Genomic DNA, 14,175 nt, shown 5'->3' on the forward strand with positions numbered 1-14,175 from the left:
GCCGAGACGAGGCCGAGAAGAACCGGCCGCTGTGGCGTGCGCCACTCACTCGGCGCCGCCCATGGGGAAGAGTGCCGGTATGACTCAGCTCGGTCTTCCCGAAGCGATCCAGGCCTGTCTGTTCGACCTCGACGGAGTCGTCACCAAGACGGCCGTCGTGCACGCGGCCGCCTGGAAGGAGACATTCGACGCGTTCCTGCGGGACTACGCGGGGGCACAGGGGCGCCCCTTCGACGAGGTCGCCGACTACGACGAGTACGTGGACGGCCGCCCCCGCGCCGACGGCGTCCGCGCCTTCCTCGACTCACGCGGCATCCACCTGCCCGAGGGCACCCCCGAGGACCCGCCGGACACCCCGACCGTGCACGGCCTCGGCAACCGCAAGAACATCCTGCTGCTGGAGCGGATCCGCACCGGCGGGGTGGAGGCCTACGAAGGCACCCTGCGCTATCTGGCGGCGGTCCGCGCCCAGGGGCTGCGCACGGCGATCGTCTCCTCCAGCGCCAACTGCCAGGACGTGCTGCGCTCCGTCGACGCCGAGCACTTCTTCGACGTACGCATCGACGGCGTCGTCGCCGCCGAACGGCGGCTGCCCGGCAAGCCGCACCCCGACACCTTCCTCGCCGCCGCCCACGACCTGGGCGTCGAGCCGGCGCGGGCGGCCGTCTTCGAGGACGCGCTGGCCGGCATGGACGCGGGCCGCGCGGGCGGCTTCGGGTATGTCGTCGGGGTGGACCGGGCCGGCCAGGCCGACGCGCTGTACGCACACGGCGCGAGCGTCGTGGTGAAGGATCTCGCCGAGCTGGGAGGCAAGCAGTGATCACCGACCGGTCGTACAGCGTGGAGCCGTGGGCCGTACGGGAGACCGCCCTCGATCTCGGTGTGCTCGCCCAGAGCGAGTCCGTGTTCGCGCTGTCCAACGGGCACGTCGGCTGGCGCGGCAACCTCGACGAGGGCGAACCGCACGGCCTGCCCGGCAGCTACCTCAACGGAGTGCACGAGGTGCACCCGCTGCCGTACGCCGAGGCGGGCTACGGCTACCCGGAGTCCGGGCAGACCGTCATCAACGTCACCAACGGCAAGGTGCTCCGGCTGCTGGTGGACGACGAGCCGTTCGACCTGCGCTACGGCCGGCTCGTCGCCCATGAGCGGGTCCTGGACCTGCGCCGTGGCGTACTGGAGCGGACCTGCGAGTGGACCTCCCCGGCGGGCTCCACGGTCCGCGTGCGTTCGACCCGGCTGGTGTCGCTGACCCAGCGCGCGGTGGCCGCGGTGGCGTACGAGGTCCAGGCCGTCGGCTGTCGCAGCCGGGTGGTGATCCAGTCCGAACTGGTCGCCAACGAGACCCTGCCCGAGTCCGACGGCGACCCGCGCACCGCCATGGCGCTGCAGTCCCCGCTGGAGCCGGAGGACCACTTCGCCGCCGGCAGCCGGCTGCGGCTCGTGCACCGCACCCGGCGCAGCGGTCTGCGCGTGGCCGTGGCCGCCGACCACGTCGTCAGCGGCCCCGACCGCACCACCATACGCAGCGAGAGCGGCGCCGACGTCGCCCGGCTGACGGTCACCTCCGTGCTGGAACCCGGCCAGACGCTGCGGGTGGAGAAACTCGTCGCCCACGGCTGGTCCGGCACCCGCTCGCTGCCCGCGATGGCCGACCAGGTCGACGCCGCGCTCGCCGCCGCCGGGCACGACGGCTGGCCGGGCCTGGTGGCGGACCAGCGGGCCTGCCTGGACGACTTCTGGGCCCGCGCGGACGTCGAGGTGGAGGGCGACGAGGAGGTCCAGCAGGCGGTCCGCTTCGCCCTGTTCCATGTCCTGCAGGCCGGCAGCCGCGCCGAGCAGCGCGCCATTCCGGCGAAGGGCCTGACCGGCTCCGGCTACGACGGGCACGCCTTCTGGGACACCGAGATGTTCGTGCTGCCCGTGCTCACGCACACCGCGCCCGCGGCCGTCGCCGAGGCGCTGCGCTGGCGGTACAGCACACTGGACGAGGCCCGTGAGCGGGCGGCCCAACTGGGCCTCGGCGGCGCCGCGTTCCCCTGGCGGACCATCGCCGGACCGGAGGGCTCGGCGTACTGGCCGGCCGGCACCGCCGCCTTCCATGTGAACGCCGGCATCGCCGACGCCGTGATCCGGTACGTCGAGGCCACCGGGGACACCGCGTTCGAGCGCGAGACCGGCGTGGAGCTGCTGGTGGAGACGGCCCGGCTGTGGCGCTCGCTGGGCCATCACGACACCCGCGGCGTCTTCCACATCGACGGCGTCACCGGGCCCGACGAGTACAGCGCGGTCGCCGACGACAACACGTACACCAACCTGATGGCCCGGCAGAACCTGCTCGCCGCGGCCGACGCCGCCGAGCGCCATCCACGCGAGGCGTCCCGGCTGGGCGTGGGCGAGGAGGAGAGCGCGGCCTGGCGGGACGCCGCCGAGGCCATGCACATCCCCTACAACGACGAACTCGGCGTGCACGAGCAGCACACCGGCTTCACCCGCTACCAGCGCTGGGACTTCGCGGGCACCCGCGCCGACCAGTACCCCCTGCTGCTGCACTTCCCCTACTTCGACCTCTACCGCAAGCAGGTCGTCAAGCAGGCCGACCTGGTGCTGGCGATGTACACCTGCGGCGAGCACTTCACCTCGGGGTACGACGAGGACCAGGTCGCCCGGAACTTCGCCTACTACGAGCCGCTGACCGTCCGGGACTCCTCGCTGTCGGCCTGCTGCCAGGCCGTCATCGCCGCCCAGGCGGGCCATCCGGACCTCGCCCACGCCTACACCACCGAGGCGGCCCTGATGGATCTGCAGGACCTGGAGCACAACACGCGCGACGGGCTGCACATCGCCTCGCTGGCCGGAACCTGGATGGCGCTGGTGGCGGGGTTCGGCGGGATGCGCCGGGACGGCGAGCGGCTGCGGTTCGCCCCGCGTCTGCCGGAGCGGCTGAGCCGGCTCGCCTTCCACGTCCAGTTCCGCGGGCGGCGGCTGCGGGTGGACATCGGCGCGGACAAGACCACGTACGCGCTGCTGGACGGGCCACCGCTGACCCTGCGTCACCATGGGGAGCCGGTGACGGTGAGCACGGAGGAACCGGCGGTGCGGACCGTCCCTCCAGCGGTCCGCCGGCCCACCCCGGAGCAACCACCGCATCGCGCCCCGAACGACATCTGAACCACGATGACTGACGGTACGTCAGCTCGCTGAAGAGACGCGGGGCCGCGCGACCAACCACGGCGGCACCGCCGGCCGCCGGCCCGTCGGCGGTCTCAGTTCCGCACGCCGACAGCCGACCCGGCACATCGCTCGTCGCGTCCACCGCGAGTGTCGCCGACAGGGTTCCGAGGAGAGGACGGCCGCCGCGGCGGGTGGGCGGTGGTCCGCCGGTCGCAGACCATGGCCGCCGCCTGCTCGTCGGCGCACCGGGCCACCGCTCCACCGGGAAGCCGACGGCCGTACGCACCGCGGCGAGCAGCGGTCGGCCCGCCGCCGCGAGTGTCGTCGCCGCGACCAACGGCCCGTGTCCGTAGGTCAGTTGGGCGCGTTCACGCTCGGGTGTCCGCCGAGTGCCCCGCTCGGCGGGTGTGGCCCGGGGCGCGCGTACGGTGATCGCCACCCGTGCGGGAGAGGACGCGAGGGCGATCGCCCCGGGCGCCGGATCGGTGACCATGTGCCCGTCCTCGTGGGCCTCGTGGATCACTGCCGGTGCGCCCCCGGGCAGCGCGGCGGCCGGCAGGACCAGCGATCCGGCCCCACCACCGGCAGCAGCAGGCACGGCAGCAGCGGGCACGGCACCAGCAGGCACGGCGCCGGCGGGCTCTACACGTCGAACCTCATGTGCCGCCCTCGGCGAGCAGCTCCCGCAGTGCCCGCTCCTCCTCGGGGCTCAGCCCCGTCACGAACTGCTGGAGCGCGGCGATCGGGTCCGGGCCGCGGTTCAGTGCCTCGTGCATCGCCTCGGCGGTCAGCTCGGCCGCGTTCTTCGCCGGACGGTACGCACCGCGCCGCCCGTCGGCGTCCCGGAGCACCAGGCCCTTGTCGTAGAGGCGTTTGAGGATGGTGTGCACCGTGTTGTAGGCGAGTTCGCCGTCGATCTCGGCCTGGATCTCCGCCGGGGTCAGCGGCCGCTCGGTGGCCCAGAGCGCGGCCAGTACCGCACTCTCCAGCTCACCGGCGCTGCGCCGCTCCGCCCTGCCGCGAGCCCCTGTGCCACCCATGTTCCAACCTTACAGCGCGTAGTGCCATCGGCCGGATGGCCCCGTCCGTCCGACAAGAAGCCGCGATTCCGGGTATTTTGTTGATGTTTTTCCCTGGTCCGACGGCGCCTGTGCATACCCCCGCCCTTGACCCTACAGACTGTAGGGTGGAAAGGGTTCCGCACGCCGAGGGGGCAGACAGCTGATGACGACCTCACCGGCCCGCCGCGCCGCCTCCCTCGGCCGGCGCCGCGTCCACTGGCATGCCGGCGTTCTGCTCGCCGTCCTGTGCGGCGGGCTCTATCTGGCCCGGCGGCACTGGCCCGCCGTCGAGAGCGGCGCCGGACGGCTGGCCGGCGCCGACCAGGGCTGGCTGCTGGTCGGCGCCACCGCGGCCCTCGGTACCTGGGCGGCCTCGGCACTCGCCCAGCAGGGCGCGGTCCTGCGCAGGCTGCCCGGACCCCGGCTCCTCGCCGCCCAGTTCGCCGCCTCCGCCGTCGGCCATCTGCTGCCCGCCGGGCTCGGTGCCGGCGCGGTGAACCTGCGGTTCCTCATGCGCTGCGGACTGCCCGCGGGGCGCTCGGCCAGTGCCCTCGCCGTCAAGGCCACCGCCGGTGCCGCCGTCCGCCTGACCCTGATCGCGCTGCTCGCCCCGGCCTGTCCCGGCCTGCTGCGCCGGCCGCACCCCGCCCCGACGGCCCTCGCCGTCGCCGTGGCCGCCCTCGTCGTGCTCGGCGCCCTGCCGATGACCCCCTGGTGGGCCCGGTGCCGGCAGGCCCTGTCAGCCGTCCGCGCCGACATCCGCGCCCTGCACGGCTGTCCCGCACGCGCGGCGGCCCTGTGGGGCGGCTCCCTCGCCTTCGCCGCGCTGCACTGTCTGGTCCTCGCCTCCGTCACCCAGGCCGTCGCCCTGCCGCTGCCCCCGCAGCAGGTGGCCCTGCTCTACCTCGCCGCCAGCAGCGCCGCCGCCCTGCTGCCCACCCCGGGCGGCCTCGGCTCCCTGGACGCGGCGCTCGCCCTCGCCCTCACCGTCGCGGGCGCCCCCGGCGCGGCGGCCGCCTCCGCCGTGCTCGGCTACCGGCTGCTGACCGTATGGCTGCCGCTGCTCCCGGGTCTGCTGGTGCTCGGCGTGCTGGTGCGGCGCAAAGCCCTGTGAAGGACGGGGAGTTTGCCCTGCGCCCACCCCAGGTAGGAGTCGGGTGTCACATGCCGTCACAGGAGGGGGAGGGCCATGCCGGGCCAAGAGACCGCGGGGCTGCCGAGCGAGGCGTTCTTCACGCCGGGGACGTCGTCCTTCACCGAGTTCCTGGCCGCTCACCGCCCCGGGCTGCTGCCCACCGCACCCGCTTTGCCCGACGGTGTACGGGTGGCCGCCGACCGGTTCCCGCACGGCACCACCGTCCTCGCCCTCGTCTACGGCGACGGCGTGCTGATCGCCGGCGACCGCCGCGCCACCATGGGCCATCTCATCGCCCAGCGCGACCTGGAGAAGGTGCACCCCGCCGACGACCACACGGCCGTCGCCTTCGCCGGCACCGTCGGCCTCGCCGTCGACATGGTGCGGCTCTACCAGGTCGAGCTGACGCACTTCGAGAAGATCGAGGGCATCCCGATGACCCTGGCCGGCAAGGCGACCCGCCTCGCGGCCATGATCCGGCAGAACCTCGCCCAGGCCATGCAGGGCCTCGCCGTCGTCCCGCTGCTCGCCGGCTACGACGTCACCGCGCCCGACGGCGGCCGCGGCCGTATCTTCGGCTTCGACCCGGCCGGCGGCCTGTACGAGAAGTCCGACTTCTACGCCGAGGGCTCCGGCTCCCCGTACGCCCGGGGCGCCCTGAAGAAGCTCTACCGGCCGGGCCTGACCCGCCGTGAGGCCGCGCTCGCCGCGCTCCAGGCGCTGTACGACGCCGCCGACGACGACTCGGCCACCGGCGGCCCGGACCTGACCCGCAGGATCTTCCCCGTCGTGTCGGTGATCACCGAGGACGGCTTCGAGCGGCTGTCCGAGACGGAGACCGAGGAACTGAGCCGGGAGATGATCCTGTGGCGCGGCGAGCGCCCGGACGGACCGCACGCCACGCCCTGAGCACCGGCGCCACCATGACATCAGAGACCTCTTCGACCACGGTGGCCGGCACCGGCACCGGCACCGGCTTGCCGGGCCTTGTGCGCTGGAACAAGGTGCCGGAAGTCACCGTCTACTTCTGGGTGATCAAGGTGCTGTGCACCACGGTCGGCGAGACCTGCGCCGACCTGCTGAACGAGAAGGCCGGCCTCGGACTGACCGGTGTCTCGCTGCTGATGAGCGCGCTGCTCGCCGTGGTGCTCGTGGTCCAGTTCCGCACCAAGGCCTACCGCGCCGGTGTGTACTGGCTCGCCGTCGCCCTGATCAGCGTCGTCGGCACCCTGGTCAGCGACAACCTGACCGACAACATGGGCGTGGCCCTGGAGACGACCACGACCGTCTTCGGGATCGCCCTGGCGGTCGTCTTCGCCCTCTGGTACCGCACCGAGCGCACCCTGTCGATCCACCACATCGACACCACCCGCCGTGAGGCCTTCTACTGGCTCGCCGTGCTGTTCACCTTCGCGCTCGGCACCTCCGCCGGCGACCTGGTCGCCGGGAAGATGGGCCTCGGCTACTGGGTGTCGGCGCTGCTGTTCGCCGCCGCCATCGCCGCCGTCGCCCTCGCCCGGTTCGCCCTCGGCCTCAGCGCCGTGACCAGCTTCTGGATCGCCTACGTCCTCACCCGGCCGCTCGGCGCGTCCGTCGGCGACTACCTCTCCCAGCCCACCGGCGACGGCGGCCTCGGCCTCGGCCTCGGCACCGTGGTGACCAGCGCGCTGTTCCTCGGCGTCATCCTCGCCCTGGTCGTCTACCTCATCGTCACCCGCAAGGACATCACCGAGGAACGCTCCGCACCACGTCACGCCTGAGCAGTCACTTCGATATGGCGCAGCCTCATCGAGCATGGTCGGCAGGGGCTCAGGCGGTGCCCTCGCCCGGCTTGTCGAGGAGAGCCAACTGCTGCTCGGTCAGGCGCAGGTTTCCGGCGGCGATGTTCTCCGCGAGGTGTGCCGGGTTCGTGGTGCCGGGAATGGCCAGCACATGCGGACCACGGTGGAGTGTCCACGCGAGCCGCACCTGGGCCGGCGTCACGTCGTGAGCGCGTGCCACGGAGTGGACGCGCGCATCGCGCTCCTGAACGGCGGCTGCCTCGCGCCGCAGGCCGGAGACGGCGAAGTACGGGACGAAGGCGATGCCCTGCTCCCGGCACAGGTCCACCAGTCCGATCTCGTCGGCGCGGCGCCAGTCCAGGCCGTACGAGTTCTGCACGCAGACCACGGGCGCGATCGTCAGGGCCTCGGCGACTTGCTCCGGGCGGACATTCGACAACCCGAGGTGCCGGATCAGGCCCGCCTGGCGCAGCTCGGCGAGGACGCCGAAGTGCTCGGTGACCGAGGCCATACCGGGGCCGTTGCGACGCAGGTTCACCACGTCCAGGTGATCGCGGCCGAGCTGGCGCAGGTTCTCCTCGACCTGGCCGCGCAGCTGCTCGGGGCGGGTTATGTCGAGCCACTCCCCGGAGGCATCGCGCGACGGGCCGACCTTGGTCACCACGACCACGTCGCCGTGCCAGGACGACAGGGCCCGGTTGATGAGCTCGTTCGCGGACCGCAGCGGCGAGAAATAGAAGGCGGCCGTATCGATGTGATCGACACCCTGCTCGAACGCGCTGTGCAGCAGGCCGACGGCGACATCGCGGTCGATCGGCGTGCCGTCGGAGTTTCCCATCATGCCGTTGCCCGTCAGCCGCATCGCGCCGTAGCCGATGCGATTCACCTCCAGGTCCCCGAGCTTCCAGGTCCCCGCCGCTGTCACTGCGCTCACCGTGCTCCTTCGTCCGCCGGCCTGTCAGGTTCTGGAGTATGGGGTGGTCACGGCGTGCTGCGACAGGTCTACGGACCGGGCGAAACCTCACATCCCCCTGGGGAACCAACCCTCGGTACTTATCCGTTGGACCTACCGAGACAGCGTCGGTCAGGAAGGAGTCCCAGGCCTTACGACCGTGCGGGCTGGTTGGCGATCAGAAGGGTGACGTCCGCAGGCCGGAACCCCAAACAGGCATAGATGCGGGCGACGGTGTCCTCCGCGTAGGCGAGGAAGACGGTCCGCTCCCCGTGCTCGCGGGCATGAACGGCCAGGGCCGCCGTGACGGCCGCGGCCAGGCCCTGGCGGCGGGCGATGGGGAGAGTGCCGACGCCGCCGATCTCAGTGGTGCCGCCCGCCGGGTGGTAGTGGCCGATGGCGAGGGGGGTGCCGTCCGGGGCAAGGGCGGCCATGAGGGTCTTGTGCCCGGCGCGGATCGTGGGGCGGACCGCTTCGACCGTGCCGTCCGCGGCCAACTCCTCAGCAGCCGCCGACAGTTGCTCGGGGCCCGCCGGGCCAACAGCGGTGCCCGGCTCGGCGAAGGCCAGGCGAGGCAGAGCGAGTGCCTTGGGCAGGACCGGATCGTCGGCCGTCAGCACGCGGAGCGTGACACCGTCCGGCAAAGGCTATGAGGGAACCGGACGGTGCGGGTCGAGGGCCATCAGCGGGCGTTCTTCCACGGGTAGGCCGGCGGCCTCGACACGGGCACGAAGCTCTGGAGCTGCCTCGGCGAGCCACTCGAATGCCTCCGGCACGCCGAGTTCGCGCTGCCGGGCACGCACCCGGGCGATGTCGGCCGCGGTGATGGTCCCGGATCCCTCTGCGACGGGTTGAGCGTGGCTCGGGCCGCCGTAGTAAGGGGTTCCTGGTTCCTTTCGCACGAACAGCCGTAGCGGGCCGAGCTCTTCGGCGTCGGCGAACAGCAGGGGCACGCCGCATCCGAAAATGACCGTCCGGAACGGCTCGGTCAGCCGGCGTCGGCCGGCCGCAGCGAGGTGAGGCGTGCCATCTCCTCCTTCGAGAGCCGCAGCGCGCCGGCCGCCACGTTCTGTGCGAGGTGGCCCAGATCGCCGGTCCCTGGGATCGCCAGCACGTGCGGCCCTTGCTGCAAGGTCCAGGCCAGCCGGACCTGCGCGGGGGACGCACCGTGCGCGCGGGCGACGGCGCGCACCTCCTCGCTGTCACCGGGAGCCGGCCCCGCCTCGCGCCCGGGACCGGCGATCGCGAAGAACGGAACGAAAGCGAGGCCGAGTTCACCGCAGAGTTGGACAAGCGCGCGGTCCTCGCGCGCCGCACCGATCCCGTAGGGGTTCTGCACGCAGACGACCGGGGCGATGGCTCGGGCCTCGGCCAGTTGCCCGGACGTGACGTTGGAGATGCCGAGGTGGCGGATCAGCCCGGCGTCGCGCAACTCGGCCAACGCTCCGAAGTGCTCGCTGATCGATCCGGTCCGTCGGCTCGGTGGCACCCGCAGGTTCACCACGTCCAGGTGATCGCGGCCGAGCTGGCGCAGGTTCTCCTCGACCTGGCCGCGCAACTGCTCCGGAGCGGCCCACCACCACGCGCCCGAGGGATCGCGGCCCGGCCAGACCTTGGTGGTGATGACCAGGTCCTCCGGGTACGGCGCCAGCGCCCGGTTGATCAGCTCGTTGGCGGAGCGCGTCGCGGAGAAGTAGAACGCGGCGGTGTCGATGTGGTTCACGCCGAGTTCGACCGCCCGCCGGAGCACGCCGATCGACTGCTCGCGGTCACGCGGCACGCCGCGGTCGAAGGGCGCGGTGCCCGTCAGGCGCATCGCGCCGAACCCGACACGGTTGACCGTCAGGTCGCCGAGCTGCCACGTCCCGGTGGCTGCTGGGGTGTTCGTCTGTGGGCTCATGACATGGCTCTCCTCTTGCGGGCTGGGAAACGAGGAACCGACGGGTGGGCGCGGCGGGTTCAGGCCGCTCGGCGGGGCATGCGCCTCACGACGGGCCCGCCAGTGCCGGGGCACGGCCCCGAGCATGAAAAAAGCCTCCCCGGCGGATCGGAATCCGCGCCGAGAAGGCTCTCCTGCTGGCAGGCATTCTAGCAGGGGGGCGGCCAGGGGTGTCCGCCGGTAGGTCATCGGATACGGGGGCTGCGGGGGCCGGTGTCCCCGTGGTGGAGGGAGAGAAGTCGGCGGTGATCAGCTGGGTGCGCTCATCGGCGGCGGTGGCCATGAAGCCGACCCGTAGCGTGCGTGCGGCACGGGCCATGGCGCCTCAAATGACGTGCAGCGCACGCTCCCAAGCGGTCGGTACGGCGGCGGATCTGCTTCGTCAGCGCGGGTTGCGAGAGGTAAAGCCGCTCCGCGGCCCGCTGGACCCCTCGGCGTTCGCGGCGATGAACTCCCGCAGTGGGGTCGCCGGGCTGGTAGTGCAAGGCGGTCAGGCCGTGACCGGTTGTACCTCCTGGGCGGCTCGCGCGTCGTAGGTGTCGCGGGCGTCCAGGACGGCGTTGATGTTCTCCTCGGACCAGGCGCGGATCGCGTGCATCAGCGCGGTGACGCTCTCGCCCAGTTCCGTGGCCGCGTACTCGACCTTCGGCGGAATGGTCGGGTAGACCGTGCGGGTGACGAGGCCGTCCCGCTCCAGGGTGCGCAGGGTCTGGGTGAGCATCTTCTGGGTGATGCCGTCGAGGCGGCGCCGCAGCTCGCCGAAGCGCATCGGGCCGCCGGACAGTGCGCCCATGACCAGCATGGTCCACTTGTTGGCGAGTACGTCCAGGATCTGGCGGGAGGGGCAGGCGGCCAGATAGGCATCCGCGCCGCCGTAGAAGCGCAGGTTGTCGATAGTACCCATGAGGTACCTATATACCTCTGAAGTGCCTTCTGTTCAACAGATACCGCCGCGCCGAGGATAGGGACATCCAGAAAGGCCCCCTGAACAGGAGTGCATGACGATGCGTGCGATCACCCAGAAGTCCTTCGGCGGTTCCGAGGTGCTGGAGCTCGTCGACGACGCGCCCGAGCCGACACCCGGACCGACGCAGGTGCTGGTCCGGGTCAAGGCGACCAGCGTGAACCCTGTGGAGCTGTTCGTCCGCTCCGGCGCCTTCCCGTTGCTGGGCGAGCCGCCCTTCGTCCTGGGCTGGGACGTCTCCGGGGTGGTGGAGCAGGTCGATCCGGGTGTGCACCGGTTCAAGGTCGGTGACGAGGTCTACGGGATGCCCTACTTCCCGGCTGCGGCCGGGGCGAACGCCGAGTATCTGGTCGCCCCCGCACGGCAGTTGGCTCGCAAGCCCGCGGGGATCAGCCATGAGGAGGCCGCTGCGCTGCCGCTGGTCGGCCTGACCGCCTGGCACGCACTGGTGGAGATCGCACAGCTGCGGCCCGGGCAACGGGTACTGATCCACGGCGCGGGCGGCGGGCTCGGGCACGTCGCGGTGCAGTTGGCCAAGCACCTCGGCGCGGAGGTGATCGGCACGGCGAGCGCGGCCAAGCACGACTTCCTGCGCGGGCTGGGTGCGGACCAGCTGATCGACTATCGGACCCAGGACTACACCGAGGTGCTCCGGGACGCGCCGGTGGACGTGGTGCTGGAGACCCTGGGCGGTGGGAACGCCGAGCGTTCCTTCGGTGTGCTGCGGCAGGGCGGAGTGCTGGTGACGGCGGTGGAGCGGCTCAGCACCACCCTGCCCGGGCTGGCGGAGCGGTCCGGCGTACGCTTCGCGGCGGTCGGCGTGGAGCCGGACCCGGCCGGCCTGGAGGCACTGACCGAGCTGGTCGAGGCGGGGAGTCTTCGGGTGCACCTCCAGCAGGTGTTCCCGCTGGAGAAGTTGTCCGAGGCGCACGAGGTACTGGGTGCCGGCGGCGTGCAGGGCAAGCTTGCGATCACGGTCTGAAGGATCGTGTGAGGTGATCAGGCGGCGGCGTCCTCCCGCCGGCGGGCCTGAGCGGATGCGACGAGCTTGAACATCATCGCAAGTGCTGCATCCGGGCTGCCGGCGCTGCGGCCGAGCCGGGCGTGGTCAGCCTGCCGGCAGGATGACCACGAACCGTGCCCCCGGCCCGTACCCCGGGTCGTAGGTCACCTCGCCCCCTGCTGACCTGGCCAGACGCCGGGCGAGCGGCAGGCCGAGGCCCGCTCCGCCGTGCCCGTCCCCGGGGTCGGCCCGCCGGCCCGGCTGGAAGAGCGACTCCGTGAAGGCCGTGGGCACGCCGGGGCCGTCGTCCGTGACCCCGATCCGTATGCAGCCGTCCGACCGGGACGCGGCGAGCGTGACCGTCGTACGGGCATAGCGCACCGCGTTGGCCAGCAGGGGGCTGACGATTCGTTCGAGAAGTGCCGGCTGCACTCCGGCCGTGAGCGGTACCCGTCCGTCCGGGACGATGACGCGCACCGCGCCGGGGGCGTCCGTGTGTGCGGCCAGCCGGCGCAGTACCGTCGGCGCGTCGGCGGTGCCGGGGGCCGAGGGCATGCCCTCGCGGGCCTCGTCCAGCAGCGTGTCGCAGATGGTGCGCATCGACTGCGCGGCCTCCGCCACGACCTCGTACGAGGCCCGGGTCTCGGCCTCGGAGCGCGGGCGGGCCCGCCACCAGTCCAGCTCGGCGACGATCCGGCTGAGCGGGGTGCGCAGTTCGTGCGACAGCTCGCCGGTCAGCTGCCGCTCATGCCGCAGCACCGCCCGGATCCGGTCCAGCAGGGAGTCCAACGAGGCGCCCAGCGCGGCCAGTTCGGCCGGCCGGCCCCGCCCCGCGAAACGTTCCTCGGACGCCACGGCGCTCCACTGCGTGGCCTGGTCCGTCATGGCCCGCACCGGCCGCAGCGCCCGCCCCACCGCCAGCCGGGTCAGCGCGTAGGTGCAGACGAGCATCACCGCGTCCAGCGCCAGTGAACCGAGCAGCAGCGTCCGGGCCGAACTGCGGTAGGGCGCGAGGTCGAGCGCCGTGACCACGGTGGCCCGCGCCGCCGCCCCCGGCACCGGGTGCGCGCACAGCCGTACCGTGTCGGGGCCGCCCACCGTGCGGCAGCCGCGCCGGCCCTCGGCGGCAGGCGGCTCGGCGGCCAGGGCGTCGGCGGCACGGGTGAGCGCATCGGAGCCGGCCGGCGGCTGCTCCAGCAGGCGGCCGTCGGCGTAGATCCACGCGTTGGTGTCCAGGAGCCGATCGCCCGAGGTCTCCAGCACCCGCACCCGGTCGTCCCGGACGTCGACGGTCGTGGCGACCGCCGCCGCGCGGGTGCGCAGTTCGTCGTCCGCCTCCCGCTCCAGGCGATGGCGGACCACGGTGTTGAAGACCACGGTCAGGATCAGCATCAGCAGCGCGGCCGTGGTCAGCGCGACCAGGGAGAGCCGGCCGCGCAGGGTGCGCGGCCGGAGGCGGGCGAGGCAGGGGAGGAGGGGACGGCGGGGGAGACTCATGTCAGGCGGTGGCCGATGCCGCGGGCGGTGGCGATGGTCAGCTCGCTGCCGGCGGCGCGCAGCTTGCGGCGCAGCCGGGTCAGATACTGGTCGAGCGTGTTGTCGCTGACGTGTGCTCCCTCCGGCCAGCCCGCGCGGAGCAGATCGCGGCGGCGCACCAGCTCCCCGCCGGCCGCGGTGAGCGCCGCCAGCAGCCGGAACTCCGTCGGAGTGAGGTCGACGCGGCTGCCGTGCACGGTGGCGCTGTGCCGGACGCCGTCGAGCACCAGTCCGCCCGCCGAGACGGCGGTGGCGGTGACCGGCGGCGCCGCCCGGCGCAGCGCGGCCCGCAGCCGCGCGGTCAGCTCGGCGAGGTGGAACGGCTTGGGCAGATAGTCGTCGCCGCCGGCCGAGAAGCCGGACAGCCGGTCGGCCAGTCCGTGCCGTGCGGTCAGGAAGATCACCGGGCCGAGGAAGCCGTTGGCGCGCATGGCCTGGCAGACGTCACGGCCGTCGGCGTCGGGCAGCCCGACGTCCAGCACGGTGGCGGCCACGTCCGCCGTCGCCAGCCGCAGCGCGGTGGCGCCGTCCGGGGCGACCACCGTGTCGAACTCCTCGTCGTGCAGACCACGGCGCAGCACGTCACGCAGGGCGTGATCGTCCTCGACGATGAGGATCCTGGGGCGCATC

The 14,175-nt window shown here is 72.7% G+C and carries 14 protein-coding genes; 6 read left to right on the forward strand and 8 right to left on the reverse strand.

The window, feature by feature from the left end:
- Positions 1 to 79: 79 nt before the first annotated feature.
- Positions 80 to 820, forward strand: a complete 741-nt coding sequence (locus IE277_RS22245) for an HAD family hydrolase (RefSeq protein ID WP_189955086.1) — start codon at positions 80 to 82, stop codon at positions 818 to 820.
- On the forward strand, positions 817 to 3,171 hold the full coding sequence (locus tag IE277_RS22250) for a glycoside hydrolase family 65 protein (protein ID WP_189955088.1): 2,355 nt from the start codon (positions 817 to 819) through the stop codon (positions 3,169 to 3,171). The genes IE277_RS22245 and IE277_RS22250 overlap by 4 nt, the downstream gene beginning before the upstream one ends.
- Positions 3,172 to 3,830: 659 nt before the next feature.
- On the opposite strand, the gene IE277_RS22255 is transcribed toward IE277_RS22250, so the two are convergent.
- Positions 3,831 to 4,214 carry a BlaI/MecI/CopY family transcriptional regulator gene (locus tag IE277_RS22255; protein ID WP_189955090.1) on the reverse strand — a complete coding sequence of 128 codons (384 nt, stop codon included), beginning with the start codon at positions 4,212 to 4,214 and terminating at the stop codon, positions 3,831 to 3,833.
- A gap of 184 nt (positions 4,215 to 4,398) precedes the next feature.
- Between IE277_RS22255 and IE277_RS22260 the strand changes: the two genes are divergently transcribed.
- The 3 genes from IE277_RS22260 (at position 4,399) to IE277_RS22270 (ending at position 7,130) form a co-directional block, all read left to right on the forward strand.
- Positions 4,399 to 5,349 carry a lysylphosphatidylglycerol synthase domain-containing protein gene (locus IE277_RS22260; RefSeq protein WP_189955093.1) on the forward strand — a complete coding sequence of 317 codons (951 nt, stop codon included), beginning with the start codon at positions 4,399 to 4,401 and terminating at the stop codon, positions 5,347 to 5,349.
- A gap of 75 nt (positions 5,350 to 5,424) precedes the next feature.
- Positions 5,425 to 6,279, forward strand: a complete 855-nt coding sequence (gene prcB / locus IE277_RS22265) for a proteasome subunit beta (protein ID WP_189955095.1) — start codon at positions 5,425 to 5,427, stop codon at positions 6,277 to 6,279.
- A 14-nt stretch (positions 6,280 to 6,293) separates the two neighbouring features.
- Positions 6,294 to 7,130, forward strand: a complete 837-nt coding sequence (locus IE277_RS22270) for a COG4705 family protein (protein ID WP_189955097.1) — start codon at positions 6,294 to 6,296, stop codon at positions 7,128 to 7,130.
- A 49-nt stretch (positions 7,131 to 7,179) separates the two neighbouring features.
- Here IE277_RS22270 and IE277_RS22275 read toward each other — a convergent pair whose 3' ends face one another.
- From IE277_RS22275 to IE277_RS22290, 5 genes are all read right to left on the reverse strand, one after another.
- Positions 7,180 to 8,085, reverse strand: a complete 906-nt coding sequence (locus IE277_RS22275; protein WP_189955099.1) for an oxidoreductase — start codon at positions 8,083 to 8,085, stop codon at positions 7,180 to 7,182.
- A 170-nt stretch (positions 8,086 to 8,255) separates the two neighbouring features.
- On the reverse strand, positions 8,256 to 8,723 hold the full coding sequence (locus tag IE277_RS49580) for a GNAT family N-acetyltransferase (RefSeq protein WP_373310846.1): 468 nt from the start codon (positions 8,721 to 8,723) through the stop codon (positions 8,256 to 8,258).
- 27 nt (positions 8,724 to 8,750) lie between these two features.
- Entirely contained in the window at positions 8,751 to 9,056 is a 306-nt protein-coding gene (locus IE277_RS49585) for a hypothetical protein (RefSeq protein WP_373310847.1), read from the reverse strand.
- 35 nt (positions 9,057 to 9,091) lie between these two features.
- On the reverse strand, positions 9,092 to 10,003 hold the full coding sequence (locus IE277_RS22285; RefSeq protein WP_189955101.1) for an oxidoreductase: 912 nt from the start codon (positions 10,001 to 10,003) through the stop codon (positions 9,092 to 9,094).
- A 529-nt stretch (positions 10,004 to 10,532) separates the two neighbouring features.
- Positions 10,533 to 10,946, reverse strand: coding sequence for a winged helix-turn-helix transcriptional regulator (locus IE277_RS22290; protein ID WP_189955103.1), 414 nt, complete (start codon positions 10,944 to 10,946; stop codon positions 10,533 to 10,535).
- A 100-nt stretch (positions 10,947 to 11,046) separates the two neighbouring features.
- On the opposite strand from IE277_RS22290, the gene IE277_RS22295 reads away from it, so the two are divergent.
- Positions 11,047 to 11,988: an NADP-dependent oxidoreductase gene (locus tag IE277_RS22295; RefSeq protein WP_189955282.1), complete on the forward strand. Its 942-nt coding sequence runs from the start codon at positions 11,047 to 11,049 to the stop codon at positions 11,986 to 11,988.
- 126 nt (positions 11,989 to 12,114) lie between these two features.
- Here IE277_RS22295 and IE277_RS22300 read toward each other — a convergent pair whose 3' ends face one another.
- Together IE277_RS22300 and IE277_RS22305 are read right to left on the reverse strand one after the other, a co-directional pair.
- A complete protein-coding gene (locus tag IE277_RS22300; protein ID WP_189955104.1) occupies positions 12,115 to 13,506 on the reverse strand; it encodes a sensor histidine kinase in 1,392 nt (463 codons plus the stop codon).
- The gene (locus IE277_RS22305; RefSeq protein ID WP_189955106.1) at positions 13,503 to 14,174 is read right to left on the reverse strand and encodes a response regulator transcription factor; all 672 of its coding nucleotides are present in this window, start codon (positions 14,172 to 14,174) and stop codon (positions 13,503 to 13,505) included. The genes IE277_RS22300 and IE277_RS22305 overlap by 4 nt, the downstream gene beginning before the upstream one ends.
- Between the last annotated feature and the right edge of the window lies 1 nt (position 14,175).

This window comes from Streptomyces alanosinicus (genome assembly GCF_014650595.1).
Taxonomy (GTDB): Bacteria; Actinomycetota; Actinomycetes; order Streptomycetales; family Streptomycetaceae; genus Streptomyces; species Streptomyces alanosinicus.

What these genes read in the sequence shown, in the direction of transcription:
- IE277_RS22245 (WP_189955086.1), top strand. Translation starts at nt 80, where the DNA reads ATGACTCAGCTCGGTCTTCCCGAAGCGATCCAGGCCTGTCTGTTCGAC.
- IE277_RS22260 (WP_189955093.1), top strand. Translation starts at nt 4,399, where the DNA reads ATGACGACCTCACCGGCCCGCCGCGCCGCCTCCCTCGGCCGGCGCCGC.
- IE277_RS22285 (WP_189955101.1), bottom strand. Translation starts at nt 10,003, where the DNA reads ATGAGCCCACAGACGAACACCCCAGCAGCCACCGGGACGTGGCAGCTC.
- IE277_RS22300 (WP_189955104.1), bottom strand. Translation starts at nt 13,506, where the DNA reads ATGAGTCTCCCCCGCCGTCCCCTCCTCCCCTGCCTCGCCCGCCTCCGG.
- IE277_RS22290 (WP_189955103.1), bottom strand. Translation starts at nt 10,946, where the DNA reads ATGGGTACTATCGACAACCTGCGCTTCTACGGCGGCGCGGATGCCTAT.
- prcB (WP_189955095.1), top strand. Translation starts at nt 5,425, where the DNA reads ATGCCGGGCCAAGAGACCGCGGGGCTGCCGAGCGAGGCGTTCTTCACG.
- IE277_RS22305 (WP_189955106.1), bottom strand. Translation starts at nt 14,174, where the DNA reads ATGCGCCCCAGGATCCTCATCGTCGAGGACGATCACGCCCTGCGTGAC.
- IE277_RS22295 (WP_189955282.1), top strand. Translation starts at nt 11,047, where the DNA reads ATGCGTGCGATCACCCAGAAGTCCTTCGGCGGTTCCGAGGTGCTGGAG.
- IE277_RS22255 (WP_189955090.1), bottom strand. Translation starts at nt 4,214, where the DNA reads ATGGGTGGCACAGGGGCTCGCGGCAGGGCGGAGCGGCGCAGCGCCGGT.
- IE277_RS22270 (WP_189955097.1), top strand. Translation starts at nt 6,294, where the DNA reads ATGACATCAGAGACCTCTTCGACCACGGTGGCCGGCACCGGCACCGGC.